At 44.0% G+C, this 24,894-nt stretch carries 24 protein-coding genes and 1 pseudogene; 9 read left to right on the plus strand and 16 right to left on the minus strand.

Features of this window, described 5'->3' with window-relative positions; translation table 11 throughout:
* Positions 1-261: 261 nt before the first annotated feature.
* From nirB to OH461_RS14660, 5 genes are all read left to right on the plus strand, one after another.
* Positions 262-2,826 (plus strand): nitrite reductase large subunit NirB, encoded by a 2,565-nt coding sequence (gene nirB, locus OH461_RS14640; RefSeq protein WP_270021313.1) that lies wholly within the window; start codon positions 262-264, stop codon positions 2,824-2,826.
* A 13-nt stretch (positions 2,827-2,839) separates the two neighbouring features.
* Positions 2,840-3,163, plus strand: coding sequence for a nitrite reductase small subunit NirD (nirD, locus tag OH461_RS14645; protein ID WP_270021314.1), 324 nt, complete (start codon positions 2,840-2,842; stop codon positions 3,161-3,163).
* Between the two features lie 128 nt (positions 3,164-3,291).
* Positions 3,292-4,140: a formate/nitrite transporter family protein gene (locus tag OH461_RS14650; protein ID WP_270021315.1), complete on the plus strand. Its 849-nt coding sequence runs from the start codon at positions 3,292-3,294 to the stop codon at positions 4,138-4,140.
* 134 nt (positions 4,141-4,274) lie between these two features.
* Positions 4,275-5,030, plus strand: a complete 756-nt coding sequence (gene cobA, locus OH461_RS14655; RefSeq protein WP_270021316.1) for a uroporphyrinogen-III C-methyltransferase — start codon at positions 4,275-4,277, stop codon at positions 5,028-5,030.
* Between the two features lie 244 nt (positions 5,031-5,274).
* Entirely contained in the window at positions 5,275-6,387 is a 1,113-nt protein-coding gene (locus OH461_RS14660; protein ID WP_270021317.1) for an HD-GYP domain-containing protein, read from the plus strand.
* On the opposite strand, the gene OH461_RS14665 is transcribed toward OH461_RS14660, so the two are convergent.
* The gene (locus tag OH461_RS14665) at positions 6,384-6,929 is read right to left on the minus strand and encodes a GNAT family N-acetyltransferase (protein ID WP_270021318.1); all 546 of its coding nucleotides are present in this window, start codon (positions 6,927-6,929) and stop codon (positions 6,384-6,386) included. The two genes, OH461_RS14660 and OH461_RS14665, sit on opposite strands and share 4 nt — an antisense overlap.
* A 132-nt stretch (positions 6,930-7,061) precedes the next feature.
* Here OH461_RS14665 and OH461_RS14670 point away from each other — a divergent pair, with 132 nt between their 5' ends.
* On the plus strand, positions 7,062-7,544 hold the full coding sequence (locus OH461_RS14670; RefSeq protein ID WP_270021358.1) for a LabA-like NYN domain-containing protein: 483 nt from the start codon (positions 7,062-7,064) through the stop codon (positions 7,542-7,544).
* A 68-nt stretch (positions 7,545-7,612) separates the two neighbouring features.
* On the opposite strand, the gene OH461_RS14675 is transcribed toward OH461_RS14670, so the two are convergent.
* A complete protein-coding gene (locus OH461_RS14675; RefSeq protein WP_270021319.1) occupies positions 7,613-8,152 on the minus strand; it encodes a peroxiredoxin family protein in 540 nt (179 codons plus the stop codon).
* Between the two features lie 308 nt (positions 8,153-8,460).
* On the opposite strand from OH461_RS14675, the gene OH461_RS14680 reads away from it, so the two are divergent.
* Positions 8,461-8,799 (plus strand): thiamine-phosphate diphosphorylase, encoded by a 339-nt coding sequence (locus OH461_RS14680; protein ID WP_270021359.1) that lies wholly within the window; start codon positions 8,461-8,463, stop codon positions 8,797-8,799.
* Between the two features lie 99 nt (positions 8,800-8,898).
* Here the strand turns inward: OH461_RS14680 and OH461_RS14685 are convergent, their stop codons facing one another.
* The 4 genes and pseudogenes from OH461_RS14685 to OH461_RS14700 form a co-directional block, all read right to left on the minus strand.
* A complete protein-coding gene (locus OH461_RS14685; protein ID WP_270021320.1) occupies positions 8,899-10,071 on the minus strand; it encodes an alpha/beta hydrolase in 1,173 nt (390 codons plus the stop codon).
* A gap of 116 nt (positions 10,072-10,187) precedes the next feature.
* Positions 10,188-10,343 (minus strand): annotated as a pseudogene (locus OH461_RS14690) (helix-turn-helix domain-containing protein); the annotation flags it as partial.
* 15 nt (positions 10,344-10,358) lie between these two features.
* A complete protein-coding gene (locus OH461_RS14695; RefSeq protein ID WP_270021321.1) occupies positions 10,359-11,189 on the minus strand; it encodes an AraC family transcriptional regulator ligand-binding domain-containing protein in 831 nt (276 codons plus the stop codon).
* Between the two features lie 130 nt (positions 11,190-11,319).
* Positions 11,320-12,222 (minus strand): alpha/beta hydrolase family protein, encoded by a 903-nt coding sequence (locus tag OH461_RS14700; RefSeq protein ID WP_270021322.1) that lies wholly within the window; start codon positions 12,220-12,222, stop codon positions 11,320-11,322.
* Positions 12,223-12,449: 227 nt separating this feature from the next.
* On the opposite strand from OH461_RS14700, the gene OH461_RS14705 reads away from it, so the two are divergent.
* Positions 12,450-13,391 carry an alpha/beta hydrolase gene (locus OH461_RS14705; protein ID WP_270021323.1) on the plus strand — a complete coding sequence of 314 codons (942 nt, stop codon included), beginning with the start codon at positions 12,450-12,452 and terminating at the stop codon, positions 13,389-13,391.
* Positions 13,392-13,463: 72 nt separating this feature from the next.
* Positions 13,464-14,381, plus strand: coding sequence for a helix-turn-helix domain-containing protein (locus OH461_RS14710; RefSeq protein ID WP_270021324.1), 918 nt, complete (start codon positions 13,464-13,466; stop codon positions 14,379-14,381).
* On the opposite strand, the gene OH461_RS14715 is transcribed toward OH461_RS14710, so the two are convergent.
* The 10 genes from OH461_RS14715 to OH461_RS14760 form a co-directional block, all read right to left on the minus strand.
* Entirely contained in the window at positions 14,371-14,922 is a 552-nt protein-coding gene (locus OH461_RS14715; RefSeq protein WP_270021325.1) for a GNAT family N-acetyltransferase, read from the minus strand. The two genes, OH461_RS14710 and OH461_RS14715, sit on opposite strands and share 11 nt — an antisense overlap.
* A gap of 9 nt (positions 14,923-14,931) precedes the next feature.
* On the minus strand, positions 14,932-15,492 hold the full coding sequence (locus OH461_RS14720; protein WP_270021326.1) for a phosphoglycerate mutase family protein: 561 nt from the start codon (positions 15,490-15,492) through the stop codon (positions 14,932-14,934).
* Positions 15,493-15,541: 49 nt separating this feature from the next.
* Positions 15,542-15,898, minus strand: coding sequence for a nuclear transport factor 2 family protein (locus OH461_RS14725; protein ID WP_270021327.1), 357 nt, complete (start codon positions 15,896-15,898; stop codon positions 15,542-15,544).
* A gap of 216 nt (positions 15,899-16,114) precedes the next feature.
* Positions 16,115-16,759, minus strand: coding sequence for a protein kinase domain-containing protein (locus OH461_RS14730; RefSeq protein ID WP_270021328.1), 645 nt, complete (start codon positions 16,757-16,759; stop codon positions 16,115-16,117).
* Positions 16,759-20,154 carry a type VI secretion system membrane subunit TssM gene (gene tssM, locus OH461_RS14735; protein ID WP_270021329.1) on the minus strand — a complete coding sequence of 1,132 codons (3,396 nt, stop codon included), beginning with the start codon at positions 20,152-20,154 and terminating at the stop codon, positions 16,759-16,761. The genes OH461_RS14730 and tssM overlap by 1 nt, the downstream gene beginning before the upstream one ends.
* The gene (gene icmH / locus OH461_RS14740) at positions 20,151-21,350 is read right to left on the minus strand and encodes a type IVB secretion system protein IcmH/DotU (protein ID WP_270021330.1); all 1,200 of its coding nucleotides are present in this window, start codon (positions 21,348-21,350) and stop codon (positions 20,151-20,153) included. The genes tssM and icmH overlap by 4 nt, the downstream gene beginning before the upstream one ends.
* Before the next feature lie 6 nt (positions 21,351-21,356).
* Positions 21,357-22,688: a type VI secretion system baseplate subunit TssK gene (gene tssK, locus OH461_RS14745; RefSeq protein ID WP_270021331.1), complete on the minus strand. Its 1,332-nt coding sequence runs from the start codon at positions 22,686-22,688 to the stop codon at positions 21,357-21,359.
* A gap of 25 nt (positions 22,689-22,713) precedes the next feature.
* Entirely contained in the window at positions 22,714-23,196 is a 483-nt protein-coding gene (gene tssJ, locus OH461_RS14750; protein ID WP_270021332.1) for a type VI secretion system lipoprotein TssJ, read from the minus strand.
* Positions 23,196-24,137, minus strand: a complete 942-nt coding sequence (locus OH461_RS14755) for an FHA domain-containing protein (RefSeq protein ID WP_270021333.1) — start codon at positions 24,135-24,137, stop codon at positions 23,196-23,198. Before OH461_RS14755 ends, tssJ begins: the two co-directional genes overlap by 1 nt.
* A 3-nt stretch (positions 24,138-24,140) precedes the next feature.
* The gene (locus tag OH461_RS14760) at positions 24,141-24,848 is read right to left on the minus strand and encodes an ABC transporter substrate-binding protein (protein ID WP_443088465.1); all 708 of its coding nucleotides are present in this window, start codon (positions 24,846-24,848) and stop codon (positions 24,141-24,143) included.
* Between the last annotated feature and the right edge of the window lie 46 nt (positions 24,849-24,894).

A 24,894-nucleotide genomic window follows, 5' to 3' on the forward strand; every position in this document is an offset into this window, starting at 1 on the left:
AAAATCCGCAAAATAAGATATTAGAATGTGATGTGTGTCACTTAAATGTTTTTAATCACTTCGGTCGTAAATTTCTAACTAAATGACAATTTATGAAAGTAAATGACGTGATTTTTGTCGAAATAAATAATATCTACCTCTTTAGAGAGTTATCTACCCCTTTAGGGTAGTTTAAATTGGTAATTGATTTACATCATGTATTCATTTTTCTTCATAAATGACAATCCAGTCAGATACTAAAATTAATGACTGGAATTAATTATGAGCAAGATGAAGCTAGTCGTCGTCGGTAATGGGATGGTCGGCCATCGCTATATCGAGGATCTGGTAGATAAAACCGATGTAACTCAATACGATATCACCGTATTTTGTGAAGAACCGCGTGTTGCCTATGACCGTGTCCACCTATCTTCTTACTTTTCTCACCATACGGCGGCTGAGTTGTCGTTAGTAAAAGAAGGCTTTTACGAAAAACACGGTATCAACATGTTACTCGGTGAGCGCGCGATTAACGTTAACCGGGATAAAAACATCGTCTACTCCAGCTCTGGCCGTGAAATTCAATACGATAAACTGATCATGGCGACTGGCTCATTCCCGTTTGTTCCACCTATCAAAGGCCGTGAAAGCAAAGATTGCTTTGTCTACCGCACTATCGAAGACTTAAAAGAGATCGAAGCGTGTGCGAAGAAAAGCAAAGTCGGTGTGGTTATCGGTGGTGGTCTACTTGGCCTAGAAGCGGCGGGTGCACTGAAAGCGCTAGGTATGGAAACTCACGTTGTAGAGTTTGCGCCTAAGCTGATGGCGGAGCAGCTTGACCTTGCTGGTGGTAATCAACTTCGTCAGAAAATCGAAAGCATGGGTGTGCGCGTTCACACCAGTAAAAATACCCTAGAAATTGCGCCAGAGGGTAAAGAGTCTCGCAATGTTATGCGCTTTGCTGATGGCACTGAGCTAGAGACCGACTTCATCGTATTCTCAGCAGGTATTCGCCCACAAGATAAGCTTGCTCGTCAGATGGAGCTAGATGTTGCGCCACGTGGTGGTATCGCAATTAATGACCACTGCCAAACATCCGATGAAAACATCTACGCGATTGGTGAATGTGCTTCTTGGAACGAAATGTTCTACGGCCTTGTTGCTCCGGGTTACAAAATGGCGACAGTGGCAGTAGACCACTTACTTGGCAACGTTGAGAGCAAGTTTGAAGGCGCAGATATGTCGGCAAAACTTAAGCTACTTGGCGTAAAAGTAGGCTCAATTGGCGATGCTAATGGCCGAACTCCAAACAGTAAGAGCTACGTTTATCAAAACGAAGAGCAAGAAGTGTACAAGCGTCTGATTGTATCTGAAGACAACAAGAAGCTGCTTGGCGCTGTCATGGTTGGTGACACCGCAGACTACGGTGATTTGCTGCAATTAATGCTCAATGAAATCGATCTTCCTGAACATCCAGATACGCTTATTCTTCCCGCCCATGCCGGTGCTGAAAAACCGTCTCTAGGTGCAGACGCACTGCCTGAAAGCGCGGTAATTTGTTCTTGCTTTGATGTAACCAAAGGCAAAATTGCCCAAGCGGTTGCCGATGGCCACCATACAATTGGTGATATTAAAGCCGTGACTGGCGCAGGAACGGGTTGTGGTGGTTGTATTCCACTGGTGACATCAGTACTAAATGCAGAACTTGCTAAAGCTGGTGTTGAAGTGAAAAGCGACGTATGTGAACACTTTGCTTATTCGCGCCAAGAGCTTTTCCATCTTATCCGCATCGAAGAAATCAAAACCTTTGAAGAGTTATTAGAGAAATACGGTCAAGGCTACGGCTGTGAGGTATGTAAGCCTCTTGTAGGTTCAATTCTGGCTTCTTGCTGGGGTGAGCACATCTTGAAGCCACAGCTTGTGAAGCTTCATGATACCAATGACAACTTCTTAGGCAACATCCAAAAAGACGGCACTTATTCTGTGATCCCTCGTATGGCGGGCGGTGAAGTGACACCGAAGGCGTTGGGTGAACTAGCGAAAGTGGCTGAAGAATACAACCTATACACCAAAGTAACCGGCGCTCAGCGTATCGGCCTGTTTGGTGCGCAAAAAGATGACTTACCTGATATCTGGCGCAAGCTAATTGACGCAGGTTTTGAAACGGGTCAAGCGTATGCGAAAGCACTGCGTATGGCGAAAACTTGTGTGGGTTCAACTTGGTGTCGTTACGGTGTTCAAGACTCTGTTGGTTTAGGTTCATATATCGAAAACCGTTACAAAGGCATTCGTACTCCGCACAAGATGAAGTTTGGTGTATCAGGCTGTACGCGTGAGTGTGCAGAAGCACAAGGTAAAGATTTAGGCATTATCGCTACCGATGCTGGCTGGAACATGTACGTATGTGGTAACGGCGGCATGAAACCTCGCCACGCAGACCTACTCGCAAGCGATCTAGACCAAGAAACGCTCATTAAATACATCGACCGTTTCATGATGTTCTACATCCGTACAGCTGCGCCACTACAGCGCACATCAGTATGGCTTGAGAACATGGAAGGCGGCGTTGATTACCTACGCGAAGTGATTGTTGATAACAAACTGGGCATCAATGAACAGCTTGAAACGGATGTGGCGAAATTGGTCGAAGAATACCGCTGTGAGTGGACAGATACCATCAATGATGAATCTCAGCTTACTCGTTTTGCACACTTCATCAACTCAGACAAGCGTGACGATAACGTAGTGTTTGTCTCTGAACGAGATCAACACCGCCCAGCTTCCTATGTTGAAAAACATCCAGAAGCGAAAGGCGACATCTTACACGTAGCGCTAACTGAAGCTTAAGAGAGAGTGAACCATGACTTTTGAAACTGTTTGCGACATCAACGATATCGTACCGGGCACTGGGGTTTGTGCATTGGTGGAAGGCCAGCAAGTGGCAATCTTTCGCCCAACCAGCGAAGAGCAAGTGTTTGCGATAAGCAATACTGACCCGTTTGCTCATTCAAATGTGCTATCTCGTGGCCTGATTGTTGAACATCAAGATGAGCTTTGGGTCGCAAGCCCACTTAAGAAGCAGCGCTTTAACCTAGCGACGGGTACGTGCATGGAAGATGAACGTTTTAATGTGAAATCTTTTTCTGCTCGTGTCGTAAATGGCAAAGTGGAAATAGCGGCTTAGATGTGCGTTAACCAAGAGATTTAATAGCTATAAGGCTTCCTGCCCGTAGGGATCGGGAAAGGGGTAGGGAGCCTTTCACTATTCAATCTTTTAATTTTTAACTTTCACTTTTGAATAAGGACACTCTCATGTCTACAGACTTTAAACCTGCTGAATTCGTTCAAACCATGATTAACGTGGGTGAAGCGAAAACCAACACCAGCACGCGCGATCTGATTTTGCGCGGCACGATGGCGGGCATAATTTTATCGCTTGCGGTTGTGGTCGCGATTACGACCATCGTTCAAACCGGCGTCGGCATTGTGGGTGCGCTTGTCTTCCCTGTGGGCTTCGTGATTTTGAGTGTTATGGGTTATGACCTAGTAACCGGTGTATTTGGTCTAGCTCCTTTAGCCAAGTTCTCGAATCGTCCGGGTATTACTTGGGGTCGCATTTTCCGTTGTTGGGGACTGGTTGGTTTAGGTAACCTGATTGGCTCATTGATTGTGGCTTACTTAGTCGCAGTATCGTTAACAGGTAACTTCTCATTAGAGTTGAATGCGGTAGCGAAGAAGTTCATCGCGGTATCAACAGCGCGTAGCGCAGGTTTTGAAGCGATGGGAATGGACGGATGGATCACCTGTTTCGTTCGCGGCATCTTCTGTAACCTAATGGTGTGTTTAGGCGTTATCGGTAACATGACTGCACGCTCGGTATCTGGTCGTGTTGCAATGATGTGGTTCCCAATCTTTATCTTCTTTGCGTTGGTATTTGAGCACACGGTAGTGAACATGTTCTTGTTCCCACTAGGTATGATTTTAGGCGCGGATTTTGGTGTAGCAACATGGCTTAACTTCAACCTAATCCCAACTATCTTAGGCAATATTGTGGGTGGTCTTGTGATGACTTGTATTCCACTTTACCTAACTCACGCGAAGACAGCGCCAGCAATTAACAGCGAAGAAAGCGCAGCACTAAACCCAGTAAACGCAGAATAAAACTGGAGAGTATATGCCCTATGTCATGGCGTAGGGCATTGAAATTCAATAGTTTGTATCTGTTTGCTTATAAAAAGTAGTGATTCGAAATAGTCTTACTTCTTATATTCAAATTTACAACGAGTAGCAATGTTATGAGCTTTCCCCGCACTTCTACTAACACTGGTTTTGTTTCTTTGGTTGGCGCAGGCCCGGGAGACCCAGATCTATTAACCATGAAGGGATATCGTGTCATTCAGCAAGCTGAAGTGGTGGTTTACGACCGTTTGGTTTCGCCTGAAATTTTGGCACTAGCGGACAGCAACGCTGAGATGATCTACGTAGGTAAGAAAGTGGATTACCACTGCGTTCCTCAAGATCAAATTAACCAAATTTTGGTAGACAAAGCGTTAGAGGGTAAACGTGTCGTTCGTCTTAAAGGTGGTGACTCTTTTATCTTTGGTCGAGGTGGGGAAGAGCTAGAAACCTTGGCAGAAAATGGTGTGTCATTTGAAGTGGTTCCGGGCATCACCGCAGCGGCGGGTGCAACGGCCTATGCGGGTATCCCGCTTACTCATCGTGATCATGCTCAGGCGGTTCAGTTTATCACGGGTCATGTTCAAAAAGATGGCAAAGAGGTGGATTGGCAAGCAGTAGCCCAATCGAACGCGACCTTAGTGTTTTATATGGGTTTGAAGCAAAGTGGTTACATTGCTGATAAGTTGCTGACTCATGGCCTTGCAGCAGATATGCCGTGTGCCATCATCGAGAATGGTACTCGCCGCGAGCAAAAAGTACTGCGTGGTAACCTTAATGAATTACCACACATGGCCAAGAATGCTCAAAGCCCTGCTTTGATAGTGGTAGGTAGCGTGACCTCGCTACACGAAAAATTAAACTGGTTTGAATAGGGCTAGCAGCGCCGATTTAACAAGGAAGCTTTACTAATCGTATAGAGTTTTGATAATGATCACGAGATGGACGAATTCTATACGATTCTACTGGCTGAACCTCGGGTTTGTTTTGTATGTTTTATAGACAACTAATAAAGCAGCAAAGGCTCTTTTCTCGCCGGTTAGGATAATTTCAATTCGCGCTCCTATTCCTCGTTCCGGTATTGGCTATTTGCTGATTATGGAAACGTCGGGGGAAAGGATGAACAACCGTTATTACCAAACCACCAAACCACTCAATCAACAGCTCCACGACTTAATGCAGCGCATGCACGCTTGCGCGCCAGAAATAGCTCGGCTTTCGTTCGCAAAATACGATAAAGAAACAGATCGATTGACCACCTATGCAGACAGTGAATTTGATTTGTGGAATGACCTTCATCATGAACACAGGTTTAATAAGCTCAATCATTTAAAACGCAGTGCCTCAACGGGCGTGGCGAGAATCGTCAATGACTTACGTCAGATTAGCCATTGTGAACGAGTGCAATTTCTACTGCAAAAAGGCTATCGATCTTCTGCCGCTGTACCTTGTTATCAAAATCGTCGCTTTAGCGGTTTTGTGTTCCTCAACTCTTATCAAACCAATGCGTTTAATTCTCGCCAGTTGGGCGCGTTAGCCCCTTACTTTGAGATGGTTCAATTTACGGTTGAGTCGCAATATCAGGTGGTCGATACCATTGCGACGTTTGCAGAGCGGTTGATCAGTGGGCAAAAATTGTTTGGCATCGACTCCTATTATCATGGCCGACGAATGAAGCTTTATACTCGCCTTATCGCCGAATATGTTGCAGACGATTATGGTTTGGATGATGAGCAAGTAGAAGCCATCGCGCTGTTTTCCCAGTTTCACGATATTGGTAAAAGTGAAGTTTCGGAAAAGATGCTTTATACCGATCAACGCCTGAGCGAAACAGAGCTTGATAGCGTTCGCGAGCACATTGATAACGGTATCCGCATTATGAATGAGATCGTTGACTCAGTGGGCAGCCCTTCTCATCCAAGCGTCATGATGCTTAATCAGATTATGCATAATCAATATGAGTTTATGGATGGCTCTGGTTATCCCAATGGTGTCTCTCGGGATCTGTTACCGATCCCAGCCCACATCATAACGGTCGCCAATATATTTGATGCTATGACAACCCATAAAAGCTATCGCCAAGCTTGGTCGATACGTCATGCTTTACTCGAAATGGAGAAAATGGTTCACCAAGGTAAGCTCGACAGTGAATGCGTGGATGCGTTGAGAAGTTGTCAGCAATACCTGAAAAAAATCATTATCAAATTCCCTGAGCCGTCACTTCATCATTAACGGTTGGTTTTAATGGCTAGTTCAATAAAGGGCTGGCCATTGATATCCAGTTCCCCTAAAGGCGTGAAATGCGCTTTATTTACGTGCGCGGCTAACGAACGTTGGTTATCTTGGTGCACATAGGTGTAGATACAGTCAACCTGACAGGCGTTCTTCGCAAACTCAAACAACTGCTCAAAGCTACCTTGTCCTCGGTGTGCTTTTGCTATGCAAACTGGGCCCCAAAATACGCTGTTGTCTTGGGTAATACCAAAGGCTTTGTGTTGCGGTTGCACGAGTTTTTCACCCACAGATTTAAGCGTTGCAGAGAACTGCCAGTAGTGCCAACTTGCACAGACGGCCATAGCAACCACTTGGTTTTCAACCAAACCAATGTAGACGCTTTGCTCGTCGTTAATCGCTGGTGCGAGATACTCGTCATTGAGTACAGTGTTGAGAAAACCATCTTGTTTGTCAGCCGCATTGAGCTGGCTCACATGACATTGGTTTTGCAGTTCGACGATAGCGGGGATATCGCTCAAGTTTGCTTTGCGCAGTTCCATTGATTACTCCTTGTTTTCATTCAGTAGAACATTATATGGAATGGTATTCAACAGGCATATATTACAAGGAAAACGTTTCTTCTCTTCTACTCAGTTGTTACCATAAGATATTGAATGAAAGTGAGTACTCCAATGGAAAAAGTGGCCATTTTTGTCGATGTGCAAAACATCTACTACACCACCAAACAGAAATACCAATCAAATTTTGATTACAACCAGTTCTGGTATGTGGCGACTCAAGGTAATCAAGTTGAGCTTGCGAATGCCTATGCTATTGCGTCGAACGACCCTAAGCAGCGTCAATTCCACCATATTTTGCGTGGTATCGGCTTTGATGTTCAGCTAAAGCCATTTATTCAGCGTAAAGATGGCAGTGCGAAAGGGGATTGGGACGTTGGTATTACTCTCGACGTCTATGAAGCCGCCGCTAATGTTGATCGAATTATATTGCTGTCAGGGGATGGTGATTTTGAGCTGCTGGTAAGACGTATTCAGCAGCGATTTGGTACTAAAGTGGATGTGTATGGCGTACCGGGGTTGACTGCGCAAAACCTGATTGACGCGAGCGATCGTTACATTGAAATTGACCATGCGTTTCTCATTCAGCGAGGATAGCTTGCCTTTCAATAGTTATCAGCTCAACGCTTTGGTGCTGAGCTCATTTCGTTAGAGAGCTTATGAGGTTAATAATCTGACGTGCCACGTATTGGGTAATGATTATTTGGATCTTTAATCCACGCAAGCCCACGAACTAGCGCACCTAACTCCGGCCTGACAAAGGGGTTATTGGAAATATCCACCACATGCAATTGGCCTTTTTCGTTGATCACGAATAGTCCGGGCTCGGAGAAGTTATGGTCTGTTTCTTGTTCTGAACGGGGGATTGAAATATACAAACCAAGCGTTTTCATCTGTTCTTCAGTCAGTCCAAAAGCGATAGGAAAACTGATATTTAACTTCTCTAAGTGCTGTTCTAGTTGATGTTTCGCATCGCCTGAAACGGCCAATACATCCACATCAATATCTGCAAGCTCTTGTATGTAACCTTCTAATTCATTTAGATATTTTGTGCACAACGGACAATGCTTTCCGCGATAAACGAATACCGCCTGCCAACTCGCGCCCTCGCGTGGTTTGCCTAGTGTGACAGAGTCACCATTGAGCAGCGTCGCACTTAAATTCGGAAATGGACTGCCAGCTTTGAGTTTGATTGATGTGTTCATTCTTACCTCGTACTTTTGAGTTATCCGGAACCTGTAAAAATGTAGTTGCGGCGATAGAGAAAATCAAAATCAATACCTTGCTTTGATTTCAACTGATTTTGTTTGTCGTTTGGATAAAAACCGCGTGTTGCTGCGTTTTAGCGACGACTCTAATATGCCCCACAGATTGTTACTGAGACAAAATTTGGCTGGATCACTTTTTATTACCCAGTTTTTTGAGGGTGTTTTGATCATCCCTCAGACTAAAATCTATCTAAATTTTTGGAGTATCTGTCTTGAATGACCTAATTAATCTTTGTCCAAATCGTTTGGGCAGTGAACGCACGAAACGCGAATATGATCTTCGTGTGTTGAATTGTGTCAGTGAAGGCGAGTATGAATCGCGAATGGTGGTATGGGATAACTTAGTTTTTTCAACAGGTTCTGTTGAAAGCGTAGCTAACTTTGTTGATACCGCGTTTAATAAACTGCAAAGCGATGTGAAGCAAGCAGGAAAAGAGCTATCGGTAACCTACAACGAGTTTGTGACGATGGCGAATGAGGAAATCAATTACATTAAAGTCAACGTAGCAGACAGCAAAGCTCAGATCTTCTGGTACGCCGCTGTGTTTGTGATGATCTGTGCCATCGTAGCGCTCTACATCTAATCACTGCCTAACGTTAATAATTGCATTTTTACTGTATTTGCATATAAAACGGCCACTCGAAATGCGTAGTTCGAGTGGCCGTTTTAGCATCTATTCATATTAATTTTCAGCGACGTAGTGAATGGCGGTAATATTCGACATACTGTCCGTGAGTTGCTGATAATATGGATTCCAAGTGAGTCTAGCGTGTACTTTTCCTTCTTCCTCATACCCCCATGCAGACCACCAAACCTCGCCCCCTTGCTCGCAATAATCCGTCGCTTTTTGGCTCATGCTGTTCATACACATCCTGTGTTCACCATTTTGGCCGTAGTAAGGGTTACTAGGTGCAAACAGTGGGCTCATGTGTGACGCCGTACTGATGTGTAAATTGTCTAGCTTCATTGTGTTAGATTGAACCGACGACGAGTCAAATTGTGTTTCGCCATACCAAAGGAGTTGGTTATTTGGATTGGTGAATCGTTGATCGAACAGTTCTTTGACTTCTTCTGGGTCGATGATGCTATCCGCTTCCGCCACTGCGATAAGTGTTGGTATAGCCACCGTGTGCTTTTTGAGACTTTTTCGTAGCTGTACGGCACTCTCTGTGTACGCAATAGCACCATTGATAGGGGCTGAGGTATAACGTGCTTTGTTGTTCTCTTCGGCATCATAGCCATCAATGAAAATGGAGGCGAGTGGAGCGAACTTTTCCATGATTGGAGCGCGAGACTGAAAGCCTGGTGAAAACAGGATTAAGCCATCAATCTCTCCTTGTTCAACACTATGAATGGTTACAAGGTTACCCCCAGTCGAAAACCCTCCTAACCATACTTGCTGATAGTCATTTTTTAGTAGGTTGGCGTAGTGATCGACTATGTGTTGCCAATCTTGGTAATGGGGTAGGTTGAGATCAGATGGTTTACTACCATGACCGGGCAGCAACAAGGTTTGTACGTAAAAGCCTTGCTGGCGAAGCGTTTGAGCAACATCAGAGAAGCTGTAAGGCGAATCGCCCAAGCCATGTACTAGCAAAATGGCCTTATTGGTCACCGTATCTGGTTTTAATTCAAACGGCATGTTCATGGCAATTTCTTGGTCGTGCTCATCGCTCATGTAGCCACGATTCTTTACAAGCCAAGAGTGCGTTTCCGTTAGGTAATCTGAAAACGTCGGCTGAATGTAATTGTAATACTGTTCTGATTGGTTCAATGGCATTGGGTTACTTGAAGCGCAGCCTAAAAGTGACAATGCAAAACCAAGCAAAATGGCAATGTAAGGGAGTGTCTTCATAATGTTTACTTCAAATACAAAGTGTGATGCTAGTGGAGAGAGTGTAAACACTCGCTGTCGTCGAGTCAGTGCACAAAATGCCGTAACTTGTATACAAAACTCCGAATCAGCAATTTTTATTTGTTTTGTTCGCGCCAATTGGATGGCGTATTACCTTCTTGCTGCTTAAAAGCACGAAAGAATGAGTTCTGATCTTCATAACCAAGCAATACCGCAATTTCATAGAGGCTGAGCCCCTCTTGTAATAGATACTGTTTAGCCATCTCTAAACGAACAAGGTTAAGTAGCTATTTAAACGTATGACCTTCATTGGTAATACGTCTTTGCAAGGTACGTACGCTAACGCCAAGCTCTTTGGCCACGTCATTTAATGTGGGGCTGCCAGCACTTAGAACTTGTTCAATAATCCACTTTACTTGTTCGCAATAACTTTGCGATTGGCGCTGGTGAGTGATGGCTTGTTCAAGTTGTGGCAACAGCATGTCGGATAGGGCTTGGTTATAGCCTTCTAGCGGGGTGTCCAGTTCCGATGCTTTTAAAACAATAGCATTGTGGTCGCAGTTAAATTTGATCGGCGCGCTGTATAACTGTTCCAAGTCCCACTCGTTAGATGGTGACCGTTGTAGATGTATGGCCGCAATCTCTATTTTTGTCGCGCTATTATCACGGCCAAGGGCGAGCAAAAAGCTCAGAGTAGTATCGACAAGCGAATCGGGTATTCGCTGATGATTGAGCCATTCAATACTGATCTTAGCCATACCATTACTCTCGTTTACGGTAATGATTTCTGGCGCACACAATCGCTTAAAGCGCGCTACTCTTAACAGGGCGCTGCGATAATCCTTTGCTAACGATGCGGCAAATAACTCAGGAGGTAATCGTGTCACTTTGATGGTTTTAACGAAATCAAAACCAATATCTGCATTGTTTGTTATAGCAGGTAAGGATTGCCAAATGGAGAAAAACTGCTGCGTAGTCGGTGTTGCTTGATTCAGCAATACCGACGTTGGAATTTGCGCATGCTGGGCAATGGCTTGACGAGATGCTCCAAGTTTTTCAAGCATCAGCCAGAAACCGTCATTAACACGCACTTTGTCTTCGCTAAATTGTTTAACCATGGTTTCTACCCATTCAGTACAATCACCTAGGTGATGTTCATATGTTCATTTTCTCATCTGAAAATCTGTGCAACGCATTGACGAAAAAATAGGAATAGCTGAGCAGGTGTCTCTCACCTGCTCAAAGCTATTACTGCATATATTGATTAAAAAACTCAATCATTTGTTCTGGATTATCACCAAAATAGTTATAGCCATCAAAGCGCTGAGTTGTGCCTTCTACCCAAAATAGTTTTTTCTCTTTGGTGCCGAGTAGGTCGAACGTTGTCTGTACATCGTCAGGCTTAGTCCATGCATCGTCTCTTACCTGAATAATGAAGGTAGGCGTATGCACGTTTACCGCGTATGGATGTGGCGTCATTTCTGAATTTGGTAAGCCACCAAGCTTGCGTTGTTCTAAGTCGATTTCATCCATTCTATCGCCAACGCCGGCCATATTGGCAAAGATTTGGGCCGGAACTCCAGCAGAACAAGGTTGTGGGCAGACGAGCGCTTTCACATCGGTAAAAAATTCCGGATGTTTGCTCATTGCAACCATAGTGGCGTTACCACCCGCGCATGGGCTAAATAGGCCTACTTGCATTTGCTTTAAATGCGGTTGGGTTTGCGCATATTGCATTGCGCCAATCACATCGCGCCATTCATAAAAGCCAAGGCCAACTGCACCACCATGTGCATCACCACTGTGGCCGTGATTGCGCATATCATAAGCTAATACGTTATAGCCCGCTTTGTGTAGCTCAGCTTGGATTTTTACTAGGTCTACTTCAACGTCGCTGAAATTGCTCCAAGGTTCTAAGTGTCCTGGGAAGCCGTAACGGTTAAACGTCCCTGGGTGGTTAAAAATGATCAGTTTGTTGGAGTCAGCCGGAATGAACCAACCTTCTAGAGGGACACCATCCATAGCTTGGAAGAACACATTTTGGTATTCCAATCCATAATCAGCTGGTGTTTTTAGAATAGGAGCACGTATTGGTTTTACTGAGCCAGCGATATTTTTGATGGCTTGTAGGGCTTGTTGTTCGTCTAACATATCTACCTCTCTTTTGGGGTGTTTCACTGTTTGGTTGATGAGGTAACTTTATCGCGACTTTGATAGAGGGTAACTAGCCAAGCGTGCCAGTTAATATGCAAACCGTGCCAATGTAGAAAATGGCTTGTTGCGGATTTTTGTATACACATTGCGGTGTTTTGTGCACTGACCAAGTCATCAGCATTGCTTAGTATGGCTACATCGAAACAGCAAAGAGAGATACCAAGATGAATGTACAAAAGGTCGAATTTAAAAGTGCAGGTCTAACACTTATCGGTGAGCTTTACCTACCACAAGGTTTTGATCAATCCAAGCAGTACAAAACCATAGTCGTTACGCCTCCTGCTCATCAAATTAAAGAACAAACACCGGCAGTATATGGGCCTCTTTTTGCAAACATGGGCTTTGTATATTTCGCATTTGATTACAACAGCAAAGGTGAATCAGAAGGCTATGCTGAAGGTTTCCGCAATGACGAAAATGCTTTCCGTAAACATGAAGATTTACGCAATGCGATCTCTTATTTAAGTGCTCAGCCATTTGTCGATAATGATCAACTCTATGGCGTTGGTATTTGTGGTGGCGGTAATATCATGAGTAGTGTGCTAATAACGGATATGCGCGTTAAAGCCTTTGCTTCTATTAGTGCCATGCTAGCAACGGATGCGATGTTTTTTGCTGATAGCTCTGCGTTTCAAGGCATGATTACCGCGGCTAACCAAGCTCGCCAACGTATGTTTGATACTCAACAAACCGAAACATTCGACTTGTTTGGATACGATGACCCACATTATCTGGAGAACAACCCGAACCTTTCTGGCGCTCAATTAGATGGCTATGATTTTTACGGAACAAGTCGCGCAGGGAGTGAGACTTACCCTAGGTTCTCTAACCAAGTTTTGAGTAACATCTATGAGTCTGCGGTGATTAACATTGGTGAGCAATACGCAGATCGCATGGTTCAACCTTTCCTAGGAGTGGTGGGTGAGCTGGCGGATACCGCGATTGCAACAGAGTTATTTTATGACAAGGTCACATCTGCTAAAGAGCTGTTTAAAGTGCCGGGCGCGAATCATGTAGACTTGTATGATGTAGAAGAGTATGTCACCGTCGCCGCAGAGAAAATTGCGTATTTCTTTGACAGTCTACATACGGGTAATAATGCTTAACTCACCAACAAAATACGTTGATTGAGATATCGAAGAGCAGGGATGCTCTTTGAATTTCTATAAGGTCGTTATATGAAAAAGTATCAGTTCAATACCATTGCAGAGCAAAATGAAGCGCTGGGCGTTCGTCCCCCAGAGCACCCGTTGTTCGACATCATTAAGATGAGTTCTAAGCGGGATGATAATCCGCTTAGCTGTGACGGTGGTTTTACGATCAGTTCAAGCTTCTACTCCATATCGCTCAAACATATTACGTCAGGCGAACTGCTCTATGGCCGAACTAAATACGATTGCTCTAATGGTACGATGATCTTTATTGCCCCCGAACAAGAGCTTACAGGGGTAGGAATTAAAGTTGAATCAGTCGCGAGAACGATCTGTTTTCATGAAGATTATATCCGAGGCCACAAGCTACAAGAGCAGCTAAAGCAATACCATTTCTTTAATTATTCAGTGAATGAGGCTTTGCATCTTTCCCCTAAAGAAGAACAACAAATGGCGACTATTTTTGATGCGATTGATGCGGAGTATCAAAATAATACCGATGAGTTTACCAGAGAGCTGATTTTGTCTCAGTTAGGAACGTTGTTGATGTATGCCAACCGGTATTATTACCGTCAGTTTTTGATGCGTAAGCAAGCTGATAGTTCGGTTTACGATAAGTTTGCTGTACTGCTAGAACAACGTATGGCCGCGATTGAGCAAGAGTCGACAAGTATTCCTGAAGTGGAAGAGTTGGCGAGCAATATGAATATGACGAGCCGATATTTAAGTGATGCGCTTAAAGCTGAAACCGGCAAAACAACCAAAGATTGGATACATAAAGCGTTGATCGAACGTTCAAAAGATCTATTGCTATCAACGAAAGATTCTGTCGCGACAATCGCCTACGCGCTTGGCTTCGAATATCCGCAATATTTCTCGCGTCTATTCAAAAACAAGGTGGGTCTAACCCCTTCAGAGTATCGCGCAGAGAATATTAGGCATTAAGCTTTAGCCATGATTCTCGACTTAAACCATATATTGCGTGATCAACAATTCGACCATTTAGGTTTTCATTGCGCGTAATGATTCCTTCAAGTTTAAAACCAAGTCGTTCGCATACGTTACGGCTTGGTTGATTGTCGGTAGCCGCAGAGATTTGTACCTTTTCCATCGTTAGCTTAGTAAAAGCGAATTCCGTCAGTTTAGCGACCGAGCGGCTAACAATCCCTTTGCCTTGATAGTCTGCATCCAACCAATAACCGATTTCGACTCTTTTTAGCTGCTGATTAATTTTGTTGAAGCTTACGTTGCCCACCACTTGTCCTTGATAAACCATCGCACAAACCATGGACTTGCCCTCTGCGTATTCACGTAGTGAACGTTCAACAAACGAGAGGAAGAAGGCTTCATCATGAGCATGAGGTGGCCATGCAAGCCATTGGCTTAGGTAGTCACGCTGCTTAGAGATGATTTGCAAATAGAGTTGCGCAAATGAAGGCTCGACAAGAGCAAGAGTTAGATTGTCATCGATAGTTAGAGTAAACATAGATTTCCTTTAAGACGGGACCGGTTTGGTCAATTCGATACTGCTCCAAAAACCACTGCCTTTTTGCTTGACTTGCCAACCACGTTTAACGAGCTCTTTTGCTATGAACCGATTGGCTAGGCCATGTCCAAAAACAGCAATATTAGGTGTTTGCGTAACTTGCTGTTCAAGTGAGTCGACTGCTTTTCTGATTCGTGCTCGTCCGCGTGTGATTGATTCACTGTTACCCGATATGCCAAATAACCAAAGTATCCGTGAGATTGCGAGCCAGTGGTTAACCTTCATTTTTAATGGAATTTTCAAACGAGGAATGTCGAGCTCTCGAAGTTCAGGCAAAACCATATCTGGCTGCTTGCCAATGCAAAGTTGTGCTGAGTGGCGGGCGCGATTTAAGTTGCTTGCGAAGATAAAATGCCCCGTCAGTTTGTCTTGTAACGGTTTAGTTGGCTGGCTATCTTCAGCTATATAGGAGTGGTTATATGCTCGAACCCAATTGGCAAACCCAGACGCTTTGACCGTCGGGTTACAGCTTGCTGTCGGTTTACCGTGACGAACTAAGGTAATATTCAAAATACCTCCCTGTATTTTGTATCGCTATGTTATCGAAGGCGTATAAAAACTAATTCGGAATAGGTAGGTTATGTGCTTTTAGGAAGCTGAGCTTATCCCAATATCCGCGCTGAAATACAATCAGGCCGTTTTCAAATTGAAAGAAACCACAACCACGGAGGCCAATAGGATCTTTCCATTCTAAGATTGCCCATTCTCCATCTTGGAAAATGTTCTCAACAATACATACCATCTCTGCCGCAGAAAACTCATCGGTAAACATTTGCTTGATCGCGCTTTTTCCAATTACAGGCTCATTGGCCACCTGATGGTTTATTGCGTTGTCGCTGTAAAACTCAGCGATCTTTTCTGCATCGCCTTGGTTAAAAGCATCTACCCATTTCTCAACAATTTGTTTTGGTTCCATTGGATGTCCTCACGGAAAGTAGCCAAAATTCAATATGTTCCAAATTTATATTGATTGCAATATGGAGGTGTTAATTTATATAAATGCCTTTCTATTATTTGATGAGGGAAGCTTGGTTAGTGTTTTTTTCGTTATCTTTTTAAAGGACGCTTAGTGGTTTTAGTATTCCCTCGACTCATAAAAGTGAATGAAATTGAATAGTTCACAAGTGAATTTTTAAATCCTTGTTATTTCGTAATACTTGGCAGATACCCCCTGACAGCTGTGAGCTTGCTGATTCAGTTGTGTATCAATAATACTTCGTGCAAGGGCGTAGTAATCGTCTTTGCTTGAAACTACGCCCAGTCTTAGCTTGGCGTTAGGTGAGCTGTATTTTGGTGTGATGCTGGTAGAGGCGTGGATTTGGTATCGAGAGCCAATAGGTAACACACTACCAAAGTCGATCAGCCTTACCTCGTGCTCTGAAGTAACAATGATATTTGAAGGTTTGATATCACCATGAATCATTCCTGTGAGGTGCAAGTGCTGCAAGGCAACTTCTAGATTAATTGCAATTGGATTCAAACGGGTTTGCCAACTGAGTTTGTTGAGATGAACGCCAGAAAAGCGTTCAAGTAGTAGCCAATCTGTTTGATTCAATGAGCCTGAATCCCAAATCGCAGGCCAATAATTGCTCATGTAGTTGCTGAGAAATTTGGCTTCACGCATTAGAGCAATTTTCTCTGCAGTCGTTTGAGCGATTTTAACCACCACGTCACCATAGTGTGGATGCGTGCAGGCAAAGACTTTGGGTGCCATTGCATGCTGAGCAACGACACCACAGGCTTTGAACAGTAACTGATGGTTGGCGAGACTATCCACTAGATGCTCTCAGGCAGTACAAAGCCAGCAAAGAAGTTTGGGACAAAGGGGTTATTCTGCCCTTGTGTTTTTATTGATAGTTTTACTTTGCTGTCACCGTAATCAAACTCCACTTGAGTATTTTGCGCAGAGCTTTTAGTGACCCTTGGCTCAATTAACTTAAACCACGCCCAACTGCCTTTAAACTCTTCATTGGCTATCGCTGTCGCTTGTTGTTGTAGCTGGATTGATAGTTCATCTTGCTGAGCTGAATCTCCCAACCATGTCTGTTTTGACCATAACATCGGGCCGTGCTGATAGGTGAAAATGGGCTTTTCGGCACGAATAGAAAACTCGGTTAGGTCTGAACTCATCTCTAGCGGCTTAAGCTGGAATTGAATACTGACTTTCTGAGGGTCAGACAAGAACAATGCTGAGCGAATATCTTCGGCTTTGTTGATCATTAGCCAAATCCCAGAGTCGAGTGAAAAACCCGTATTTGCGAGTAACCCAGACATATAAGGTAGGCGCTTGTTTGAAGAAAAGTCTTTGAGAACCGTCTGATAAAAATTATCTAACGTGCCGTTGGTTTTGAAAAAAGCTGCTACATCTGCTGTGCTGGCATCGTTATTTGCGTTTTTCGCAAAAGGATAATAGCTAGCAATGGTGGTTTGATACGGTTGGAACACCTCAGAGCGCCAAAGCTGATTAATGTATTGATGTGCCATTTGCATGATCAACTCATTGGCTTGGGTGGCAATATAGCTAGCTGGCTCTCCGGAAAGCTGAGGTTGGTCGTCTGCAATATCCGCCAGTTTTGGTACCGGGCTTTGTACTTTCAGCCCACTTGATAGTGTTTGATAGGCCAGTTTGTCTGGCGTTTCAGATTGATAAAATTGGTCGAGCCATTGTTTTGTCGCTGTTAGGCTTGCAGCTAAAGAATCTAAAGGCGTAGTGCCTTGTTCGCCAGCGGTAACTTGTTGGTGAAAATCGTTGAAAGCCAAGGTGATGAGTCGGGCAGATTCTGCTTTCTCATTGTCTTGTGCGCTATCAGCAATTTGCTCGTCTGTTTTCTGTTCCTTATTTTCAAGTTCGGGCATGGTCACCGTGGTATAGCTGCTTACGGTAGTGAACAGCTTATTAATAGGGTGATTTGAGGCGTTAGTTAAGGCGTCTAAACTGCTGGTTAGATGTTCTGGTTCGGTAATCGGTTTGACTTCCACATTGGCGATGAAGTCACGCCAATAATTGATATAGTCGTTTTGGTACATCCGTTTGAGGTCATGGCTAATACGGTGCATTTCGGATGCGCTTGGTGAATGGCCGGCAATGCCTTCATAAGCCACTAATGCTTGTTTTAGTACCTTGGAGTCCACCGATAAATCGAGTTCATTGAATCCGGTCGGAGTGTATAAATAGGGCACTAAGTAGCCAACAAAACCTTCCTTGAATTGATAGATTCGCTCGAAATTACTACCGAGCTCTTTACGAACATCAATTCGGCGCTCAAATGCTTGATCGTTGAGTATGTGCTGGTATATCAAGGTTTCGATGTTGGATTGGTTAATCACCGCAGTGGCTAAACCCTCCAATTCTTGATTGGGTGTCTCGGCCACGAGATGTTGCTCAAACAAGTCATCAAGCAACACTTTGAGCTGAGCTGTGTTGGTGGTGTCCGCTTCACCTTCATGCTCTAAATTGGCTAGGAAGTAGCTTTTAAGCTCATCAATATTGCTGCGCTCAGCATCAAACAATAGTCGGTAATCGTTGAGAAGTGCCAAGGTTTTGGCTTGGTCTTCAAGGTTTACGTAAACGTACAGATCATTTTCAATGCTGTGTACCATTGATGGCAGTAACACTTGCTGTAGCTCTTTGACATAAGCGGCTTCAACTTGAGGTCGAATGGTAGCGGTAGGCAAAACCGATAAGCTATACCAAGGCTCAGGCTTATTATAGAGCGCATAAATTTGATGCATGGTATAGAGGTTTGGAATGTTTGCCGCTAAATCATCTTCTTGATATGGCTGCGCTGCAATTGCTTCTTTATATCGTTCAAGCATGGTGTCGGCTTGCTCTTCACGAGCGGTTTGATAATCAAAATCAAGCTTGAGTAAGGTTAGAGTTCCAACGAGCAGAGCAACCCAGATTAAGGTATAGGCTGTTTGCATTGCCCATAAACCATTCTCTTTTTTCTTGTTAACGCCAACAAGCGCGTTTTCATTCAAAATGACATGGGACATTAAATGTTGGGCGAACAAGGTTTGCTGAACAGGCACCTGCTGCGGCTGTTGATATTGTTCGTTGCCTAGCTCTTGATTAACCACGTTGGCAAGCATATCGAGCTGCGGGAAATCCTCGCCACTATGGGTGAAATAGAAGCCTCGGAAGTTTAAGCCATCGGTGTATTGGTCCCCTCGATGCAGCCTTTGTAAAAAGTGCCATAAGTTCTGTTTCAGTAGACCAAATTGATAGGGCGCACTGCATATGGCGTTGCGGTAATCTTGATTGAGTTGGTTACCTAGCGCATGGCTCATATTAGAGATCAATTGGCTAATCAAATGGTCATACTCGTTGTTAAACCAGTCAGCATCAATTCCGCCATGATTTTGTACAGGGCTTGTAGCGCCAAACACTTCATGACGTTTTGATTCATCAAACCCAGAGAAGAACTGACAAAAATCGCTCAATTGCCCCATGTTATTGACTAAGTTGTAGATCGGTAAATTAAGGCCAAAGGTTTGATTAAACTGCTTTAGTTGCGATTTTAGCTGATCAGTGTATTGGGCTGACTCTTCGTTATAGTTGATCAGTTGTTCGACATCTGTGGTGAGTAATATTCCATTAATTGCTTGGCGAGGTCGCCAACGTTTTAAGCTATCGCACAGGGTTTTCAGATATAAAGGATGTTGGTCATCACCTCGGCTCAGTGTAATAAGAATTGAATGGTCACTGAGCCAAAATAGGATAGGAAATTCGATGTCGTTACCAAAGCCATCGAGCTTGTATGCTTCGTAGCCCATCTGCGTAATGATGGATCGTTCTTTACTCGGTTGATCGCTCAGCATTAGGTAAATAGGTTGATCGTAACGGCTTGTTAAGCGGCGTTTTCTTTTTTGTAGCGCCAACATCTTTTTAAAGTGGGCGGCCAGAAGTTTGGCTCGTTTCTCTATGAGTAATTGATGCGGGTCGGGTTGTTCACTAGGACGATACTTTCGGTTCCACAGCCAATAAAGACAAAGGCTAAGTAAGAGACTGGCAGACAGAGAAAGCAGTGCGCCAATCCATAAGTGCTCTATGGTGCTAAAGTACCAAGTGATGCCGATACCAATGGCGAAAATAACCAAGGCAAAAACCAGTGACCAAAGGGCGATGTTAGGTTTGGCCGAGTTAGAAGTCTGAGCTGGATTTTGGCTCATAAAGCTGTTCCTTCTCGTTGGCTACGAACAATGATAGCGCTGACATTACTTTGGTTTTGATACCAAGTTTTGATGTTTTTCGCCGATTGAAGACTGTTACTACGAATGATAACTCTGAAGTAGTTACCGCTTTGATCTACCGAAGGCTGATAGTCGGATTTAGGTAAGTTGTTTAGGAATTTCTCTGCATTCTGTTTAGCAGAAAAAGTTGCAAGCTGAACGATCCAAGGTAAAGATTGATCGCCTGTGTTTAGTGTTGTAGATACTGGATCCGTGGTTGATGACTCAGACGCAGCAACATTGGCTAATTGTTCATGGCCTTTAATGTCTGAATCATCGCTTAGATAGACAATTTCTTCGGCGTGGCCTGTTTCAATATAGCGCTGACTGTATTCACTAAGTTGAACGAAATCTTTGGCACGCTGCGGTTCGCTTTTTTGATACCAAAAGTAGGTGAGGGAGATAATCAAGCCAATTAAGCCGCTAAATAACACGGTAGTTAAGGCATAACGTTTTTTACGAGTCGGTTTTCTTACTTTTGGCAGAGCGACTTTAGTATGACTATATAGGGCACTTGGCTGACGATATTGACTTAGAATTTGCTCTAATTGATGGGTAAAGCGTTTGAGCTGCTCACTGCCTGTTTCTCGGTATTGTCCTTTAAAGCCAACGCTCAAAAACAGATAGATCACTTCGAGCAGATCAATCATCTTATGAGGCTGACGAGAAGCTTTTTCAGCAACAGTGAAAAAGAGTTCACCGCCGTTTCGCATACCAAACAGTTCACTCAGCAAGGTTTTGTTTTCCCAGCCTTGTTTTTCACCCCATTCGGTGTAGATGATGAACTCATCCAATACAACCGCATATAAGAAGCAAAGCTTATCTATCACTGCTATCGGGTAGGTAAGATCCGTCGCTTTGGCTTTAATATCGTTGATGGCGTTCGCTAACTGAAAACGTAGCGTGGTGATATCGTCTGGCTCCGCTAGCGAGTTCACTTTTAGAGTGATCGCCAATAGTTCAGAGCTGATGTTAATCAGTTGATTGTCCGCTTTATCAAAGTGGCGCAAAAATTCGGTATGAGATTGATTTGGGCTAACAGAGCGCCACAGCACGCTGAGGTCTTGCTCATCTTTCGCAACAAACTGGTTGTCTTTCTGGTCCCAAACTAAGGTTTCTTCATCCATGTAATCCATAGTGGTTTACCTCAGTGCATACAACATCACTTCTAGCTCTCCTATGCGGGTATCGACATGAAGAGCGAGAGCATCGCGGTGATCGAGCATTTCAATCCAGTTGCGATCGGATGTGTCTATTTCAAAATAGGCGGTTCCCGGCATAGGTTTTAGTTCGCTTGGGGCGACCGGAAGAGGTGACAGCTCAATGCCTGAAAGTGCGTTGCGTACAATTTCGACAATCTTATTATTACTACTGAGCTTTGCCGCCGCTGGGAACAGTTCGTTGAGCTCAGCGGTACTGATATTGGATTTTACGGACAAAACGAAACGACGATCGAGGATGTTGCTGCCATCCTTGATTAGGGTGCGTAATAAACGACGCTTTTCAAACAGTGAAGAATCCCAGTGGAATTCGATGACCGAGTCTTGCTGAACTAAGGTAAGCATATTGCGTAAGCTTGAAAACAGCGGGTTAAAGCCGTCGTAAAGTTTATGATAATCCAGTGGCTGACATGCCTCAGGAATAGCAGGGGTTGAGGCCATGACCTGAGCTTCGAACTTTCTGAGTTCGATATACAGTTGATGAGTTGGGTATTTAGGGTTTGTTAGCGTGAGATCAAACCACGGCAGCCAAGTATTCAAGGTTTGTAACCATAGATAATCTTGCATTAATGACTGTGGGCTCTTTTGCCCTTGGCCTGCATCAATGCGTTTTAACAAATTGGTTGCTCGGTTGTAAGTCAATGCGTGAATTTCTTTAAGACGCTCAATTAATAGATTGGATGCGCCGTAATGCAAGCAGGCGGGAATAAAGGCTCGGTCCAATAACACCTCCCCAGTTTCACTGCATTCGAGAACCTTAGCGAAAGGAATCAATGTAAAACCTGAGCTGTCTTCTCCTTCAAGTTTTATTGAGATGTTAAGCTGTGCAACGTCGACTTCAACACTGGCATTCTCAGTGGTTGAAGTATCAAATGCATTGATGGTGCGGGTTAAGTATCGGCTTTGCTGACTTTCATCATCTGAGTAATCGTTATTGCCTTGCAGTGACACAGGTAAGGCAAGGTAAGCGATTTTCTCTATAGTGCCGTGAGAAATGTCACGGGCAATTTCACGTTTGAGCTCAAAATGAGTGCCATCTGGGAGTAACCCAGCACTTGAAGAAACCGATAGCTTACCGATTTTAAGTAGGTCATGGTTTAACACCAGTTCGGTTACGCCATAAAAGGGTGCGTAACCAGCTAATGTCTCTACGTTTTGTCTGACGTAGTTTTGTGTGTATCTATCTTGTTGTTGAAAGTGCTGTGGGGCAATGAACATGCCTTCTTGCCAAACGACTTTTTTGTATGCGTCCACGAGATTTCCTTATCTGTGTCTTTAACTAAAATACATCCCACCATGATGAGTCAGGCGTGACAGCTTCAATGGCCACGGTATTGCCATTGATGTTTAGTTGAAGAAATTGTTCAGTTTGTTTTGGTGTAGCAGTCACCACTTTGGCCTCACTGGATTCGTAATTGGCGAATTCAACCAGTACGGCGATAAATTGAGTTTGACTATTGATGTCTAGTGCTTGCTCGGACTTGGAGTCAGGCATGACAACGGGTAATACTTGCTTGGAGATTAAGTTATCGCCAAGCAAGGTAATGTCGTCTTGGTATAGGTCGATAAAATCGAGCTGTTTAAATTGCTGTGCATCTGTTAGCTGATAGACTCGAACGACCACTGGGTTAGTGGCGTTATTGTCTGTCGCATTGATGGCTTTATCTGCGTCTATCTTAAGTGTGTATTTTGATAGCACGGGTTCAGGGTCAGAAGAACACGCTGCGAGTGTCAGTAACAGTGGGAAGAGCCATTTTTTCATTAGCTTTCCTCACTCTGCTTTTGCATGTTTTCCATAAACATGGCTTTAAATTGACGGCGAAAGTCACCGTTGTCGCTACGATGTTGATAGTGTTTACGGTAAATCTTCCAATACTTTTTCTCTTTGCTAGAGAACACGCCGCCAGAAACGAATTCACTGAACTGGCTTTCAAGTTGGTTAGGTGCAAACTCGGTAAGAAACTGATCTAAGGTCTTGTCTAACGCAGCAAATAAGGCGTCATGGGCAAGGGGAGGGTTTCGCAAATATTGATTATTTTTCTCAGATATAGAAATCAGCTTTTCGATGGATGCTTCGAGCTGGTGGTTATTAGAGATTGGCAGATACTCAAGCTCTGATGCTTGCTCAACGGCTTGTTTTTGTTGTTCAACCTGTTCGATTTCGACTTTTAATTCAGGCTCCAATTCTTGTTCTAGATCTTCAAATGGGTCAATGGAAAAAGGATCGTCACTGAGCACATTATTGTGCGAATAGTTGGTTTTCTGTTGACCAAGTGGTGTGACTTCGGTTCGGTCTAGAAAATCAATATCCTTATCGTCGAGAGACAAATTAAACGAACTGGAGATGGCTGGCTCATCTGCTTTAGTGTCTGGTTGAGCAGTGCTTGCCGTCAGTGTTGAGACGAGCATCGAGTATTGCTCTATCTTGAGAATGTCGCCGTCGTTTAATGGGTAGTCTTTCTCTCGAACCATGGCTTTGTCGTTGAGTTGGGCTGGGTTCTTACCACTGCATTTTATGACATAGCCATTATCAGATAGGCGGATCAGCCCATGAATGCGTGAAATGCGTTTTGATTGATCAGGAAGCACGACATCGCAAGAAGCTGCTCGGCCAAGTTGTCCACCATCATTCGGTAGATAGACAACTCTAGATGTCACGACTTCATCTGAGGGTATTGAAATCAAATGTATACTGATGGCCATCTGTTATCCCTCGCACTTAGTGAGCGCATAGTTAAATGCACTAAGGAAACCGGAGTATTTGCTAAGAAAGCGATGGGAGAAGTAGACCCCCATGGGTTTGGTGGCAAATACTTGAGATTGGAAGTAGTCCAACGGTAAAGAAGCCGCACTCAGTTCGTTTCTGAAGACGAGTTCGTCCTCTAGGGCGACATCAATTTCCCGTTGTTTGAGTAAAGAAAGCAAAACTTTGGCATCCCGAGGTTGTTTCACTACGTTGTAGCCATTGCGTTTTAGCCAAAACCAAGACGCTGAGCCAAATTCAGATGAGAATTTGAGATTTAGCTTGGCAAGCTCATCAAGGTTTGGGGTTACCCCTGTTCCAAAGTACCAACGTAAATTTTGCTCGGCAATTGGGTTTGAAAGTGTAGCGTAGCTATCATGTTCATCGCTTTGGGGTGAGACAAAAAAACCATGCTGAGCGCCGCTGTGCACGTGAAGTTGAGCTTCAGACCAATCGGTCATAGTGAGTTTGTAAGGTTGGCCCATTTCGCCTAATGCGCATTTCACCTTCTCTAGTGCAAAGCCTTGCATCTGATTGTTCTGGTGGGTTTGGTAAGGTGGCCACTTGTGTGTGGTCAGTAATAATCTATCAGGGCCTTGTAGCGTAGTGGCACTAACGTGAATAGAATGCAAAGCACTAATAGTGAGTAACACCAAAGGCACCAACCCCATCGTGAGTTGGCGCACAGTTTCTTGGCTAAAAATAGAGTCGAAATTA

This window comes from Vibrio sp. LaRot3 (assembly GCF_027587025.1).
Lineage (GTDB): Bacteria > Pseudomonadota > Gammaproteobacteria > Enterobacterales > Vibrionaceae > Vibrio.

What these genes read in the sequence shown, in the direction of transcription:
- OH461_RS14705 (WP_270021323.1), top strand. Translation starts at nt 12,450, where the DNA reads ATGAATGTACAAAAGGTCGAATTTAAAAGTGCAGGTCTAACACTTATC.
- OH461_RS14665 (WP_270021318.1), bottom strand. Translation starts at nt 6,929, where the DNA reads ATGGAACTGCGCAAAGCAAACTTGAGCGATATCCCCGCTATCGTCGAA.
- OH461_RS14685 (WP_270021320.1), bottom strand. Translation starts at nt 10,071, where the DNA reads ATGAAGACACTCCCTTACATTGCCATTTTGCTTGGTTTTGCATTGTCA.
- OH461_RS14725 (WP_270021327.1), bottom strand. Translation starts at nt 15,898, where the DNA reads ATGGAACCAAAACAAATTGTTGAGAAATGGGTAGATGCTTTTAACCAA.
- cobA (WP_270021316.1), top strand. Translation starts at nt 4,275, where the DNA reads ATGAGCTTTCCCCGCACTTCTACTAACACTGGTTTTGTTTCTTTGGTT.
- nirB (WP_270021313.1), top strand. Translation starts at nt 262, where the DNA reads ATGAGCAAGATGAAGCTAGTCGTCGTCGGTAATGGGATGGTCGGCCAT.
- OH461_RS14695 (WP_270021321.1), bottom strand. Translation starts at nt 11,189, where the DNA reads ATGGTTAAACAATTTAGCGAAGACAAAGTGCGTGTTAATGACGGTTTC.
- OH461_RS14670 (WP_270021358.1), top strand. Translation starts at nt 7,062, where the DNA reads ATGGAAAAAGTGGCCATTTTTGTCGATGTGCAAAACATCTACTACACC.
- OH461_RS14660 (WP_270021317.1), top strand. Translation starts at nt 5,275, where the DNA reads ATGAACAACCGTTATTACCAAACCACCAAACCACTCAATCAACAGCTC.
- OH461_RS14710 (WP_270021324.1), top strand. Translation starts at nt 13,464, where the DNA reads ATGAAAAAGTATCAGTTCAATACCATTGCAGAGCAAAATGAAGCGCTG.
- OH461_RS14650 (WP_270021315.1), top strand. Translation starts at nt 3,292, where the DNA reads ATGTCTACAGACTTTAAACCTGCTGAATTCGTTCAAACCATGATTAAC.
- OH461_RS14700 (WP_270021322.1), bottom strand. Translation starts at nt 12,222, where the DNA reads ATGTTAGACGAACAACAAGCCCTACAAGCCATCAAAAATATCGCTGGC.
- tssM (WP_270021329.1), bottom strand. Translation starts at nt 20,154, where the DNA reads ATGAGCCAAAATCCAGCTCAGACTTCTAACTCGGCCAAACCTAACATC.
- tssJ (WP_270021332.1), bottom strand. Translation starts at nt 23,196, where the DNA reads ATGAAAAAATGGCTCTTCCCACTGTTACTGACACTCGCAGCGTGTTCT.
- icmH (WP_270021330.1), bottom strand. Translation starts at nt 21,350, where the DNA reads ATGGATTACATGGATGAAGAAACCTTAGTTTGGGACCAGAAAGACAAC.
- OH461_RS14760 (WP_443088465.1), bottom strand. Translation starts at nt 24,848, where the DNA reads ATGGGGTTGGTGCCTTTGGTGTTACTCACTATTAGTGCTTTGCATTCT.
- OH461_RS14755 (WP_270021333.1), bottom strand. Translation starts at nt 24,137, where the DNA reads ATGGCCATCAGTATACATTTGATTTCAATACCCTCAGATGAAGTCGTG.
- nirD (WP_270021314.1), top strand. Translation starts at nt 2,840, where the DNA reads ATGACTTTTGAAACTGTTTGCGACATCAACGATATCGTACCGGGCACT.
- OH461_RS14675 (WP_270021319.1), bottom strand. Translation starts at nt 8,152, where the DNA reads ATGAACACATCAATCAAACTCAAAGCTGGCAGTCCATTTCCGAATTTA.
- OH461_RS14715 (WP_270021325.1), bottom strand. Translation starts at nt 14,922, where the DNA reads ATGTTTACTCTAACTATCGATGACAATCTAACTCTTGCTCTTGTCGAG.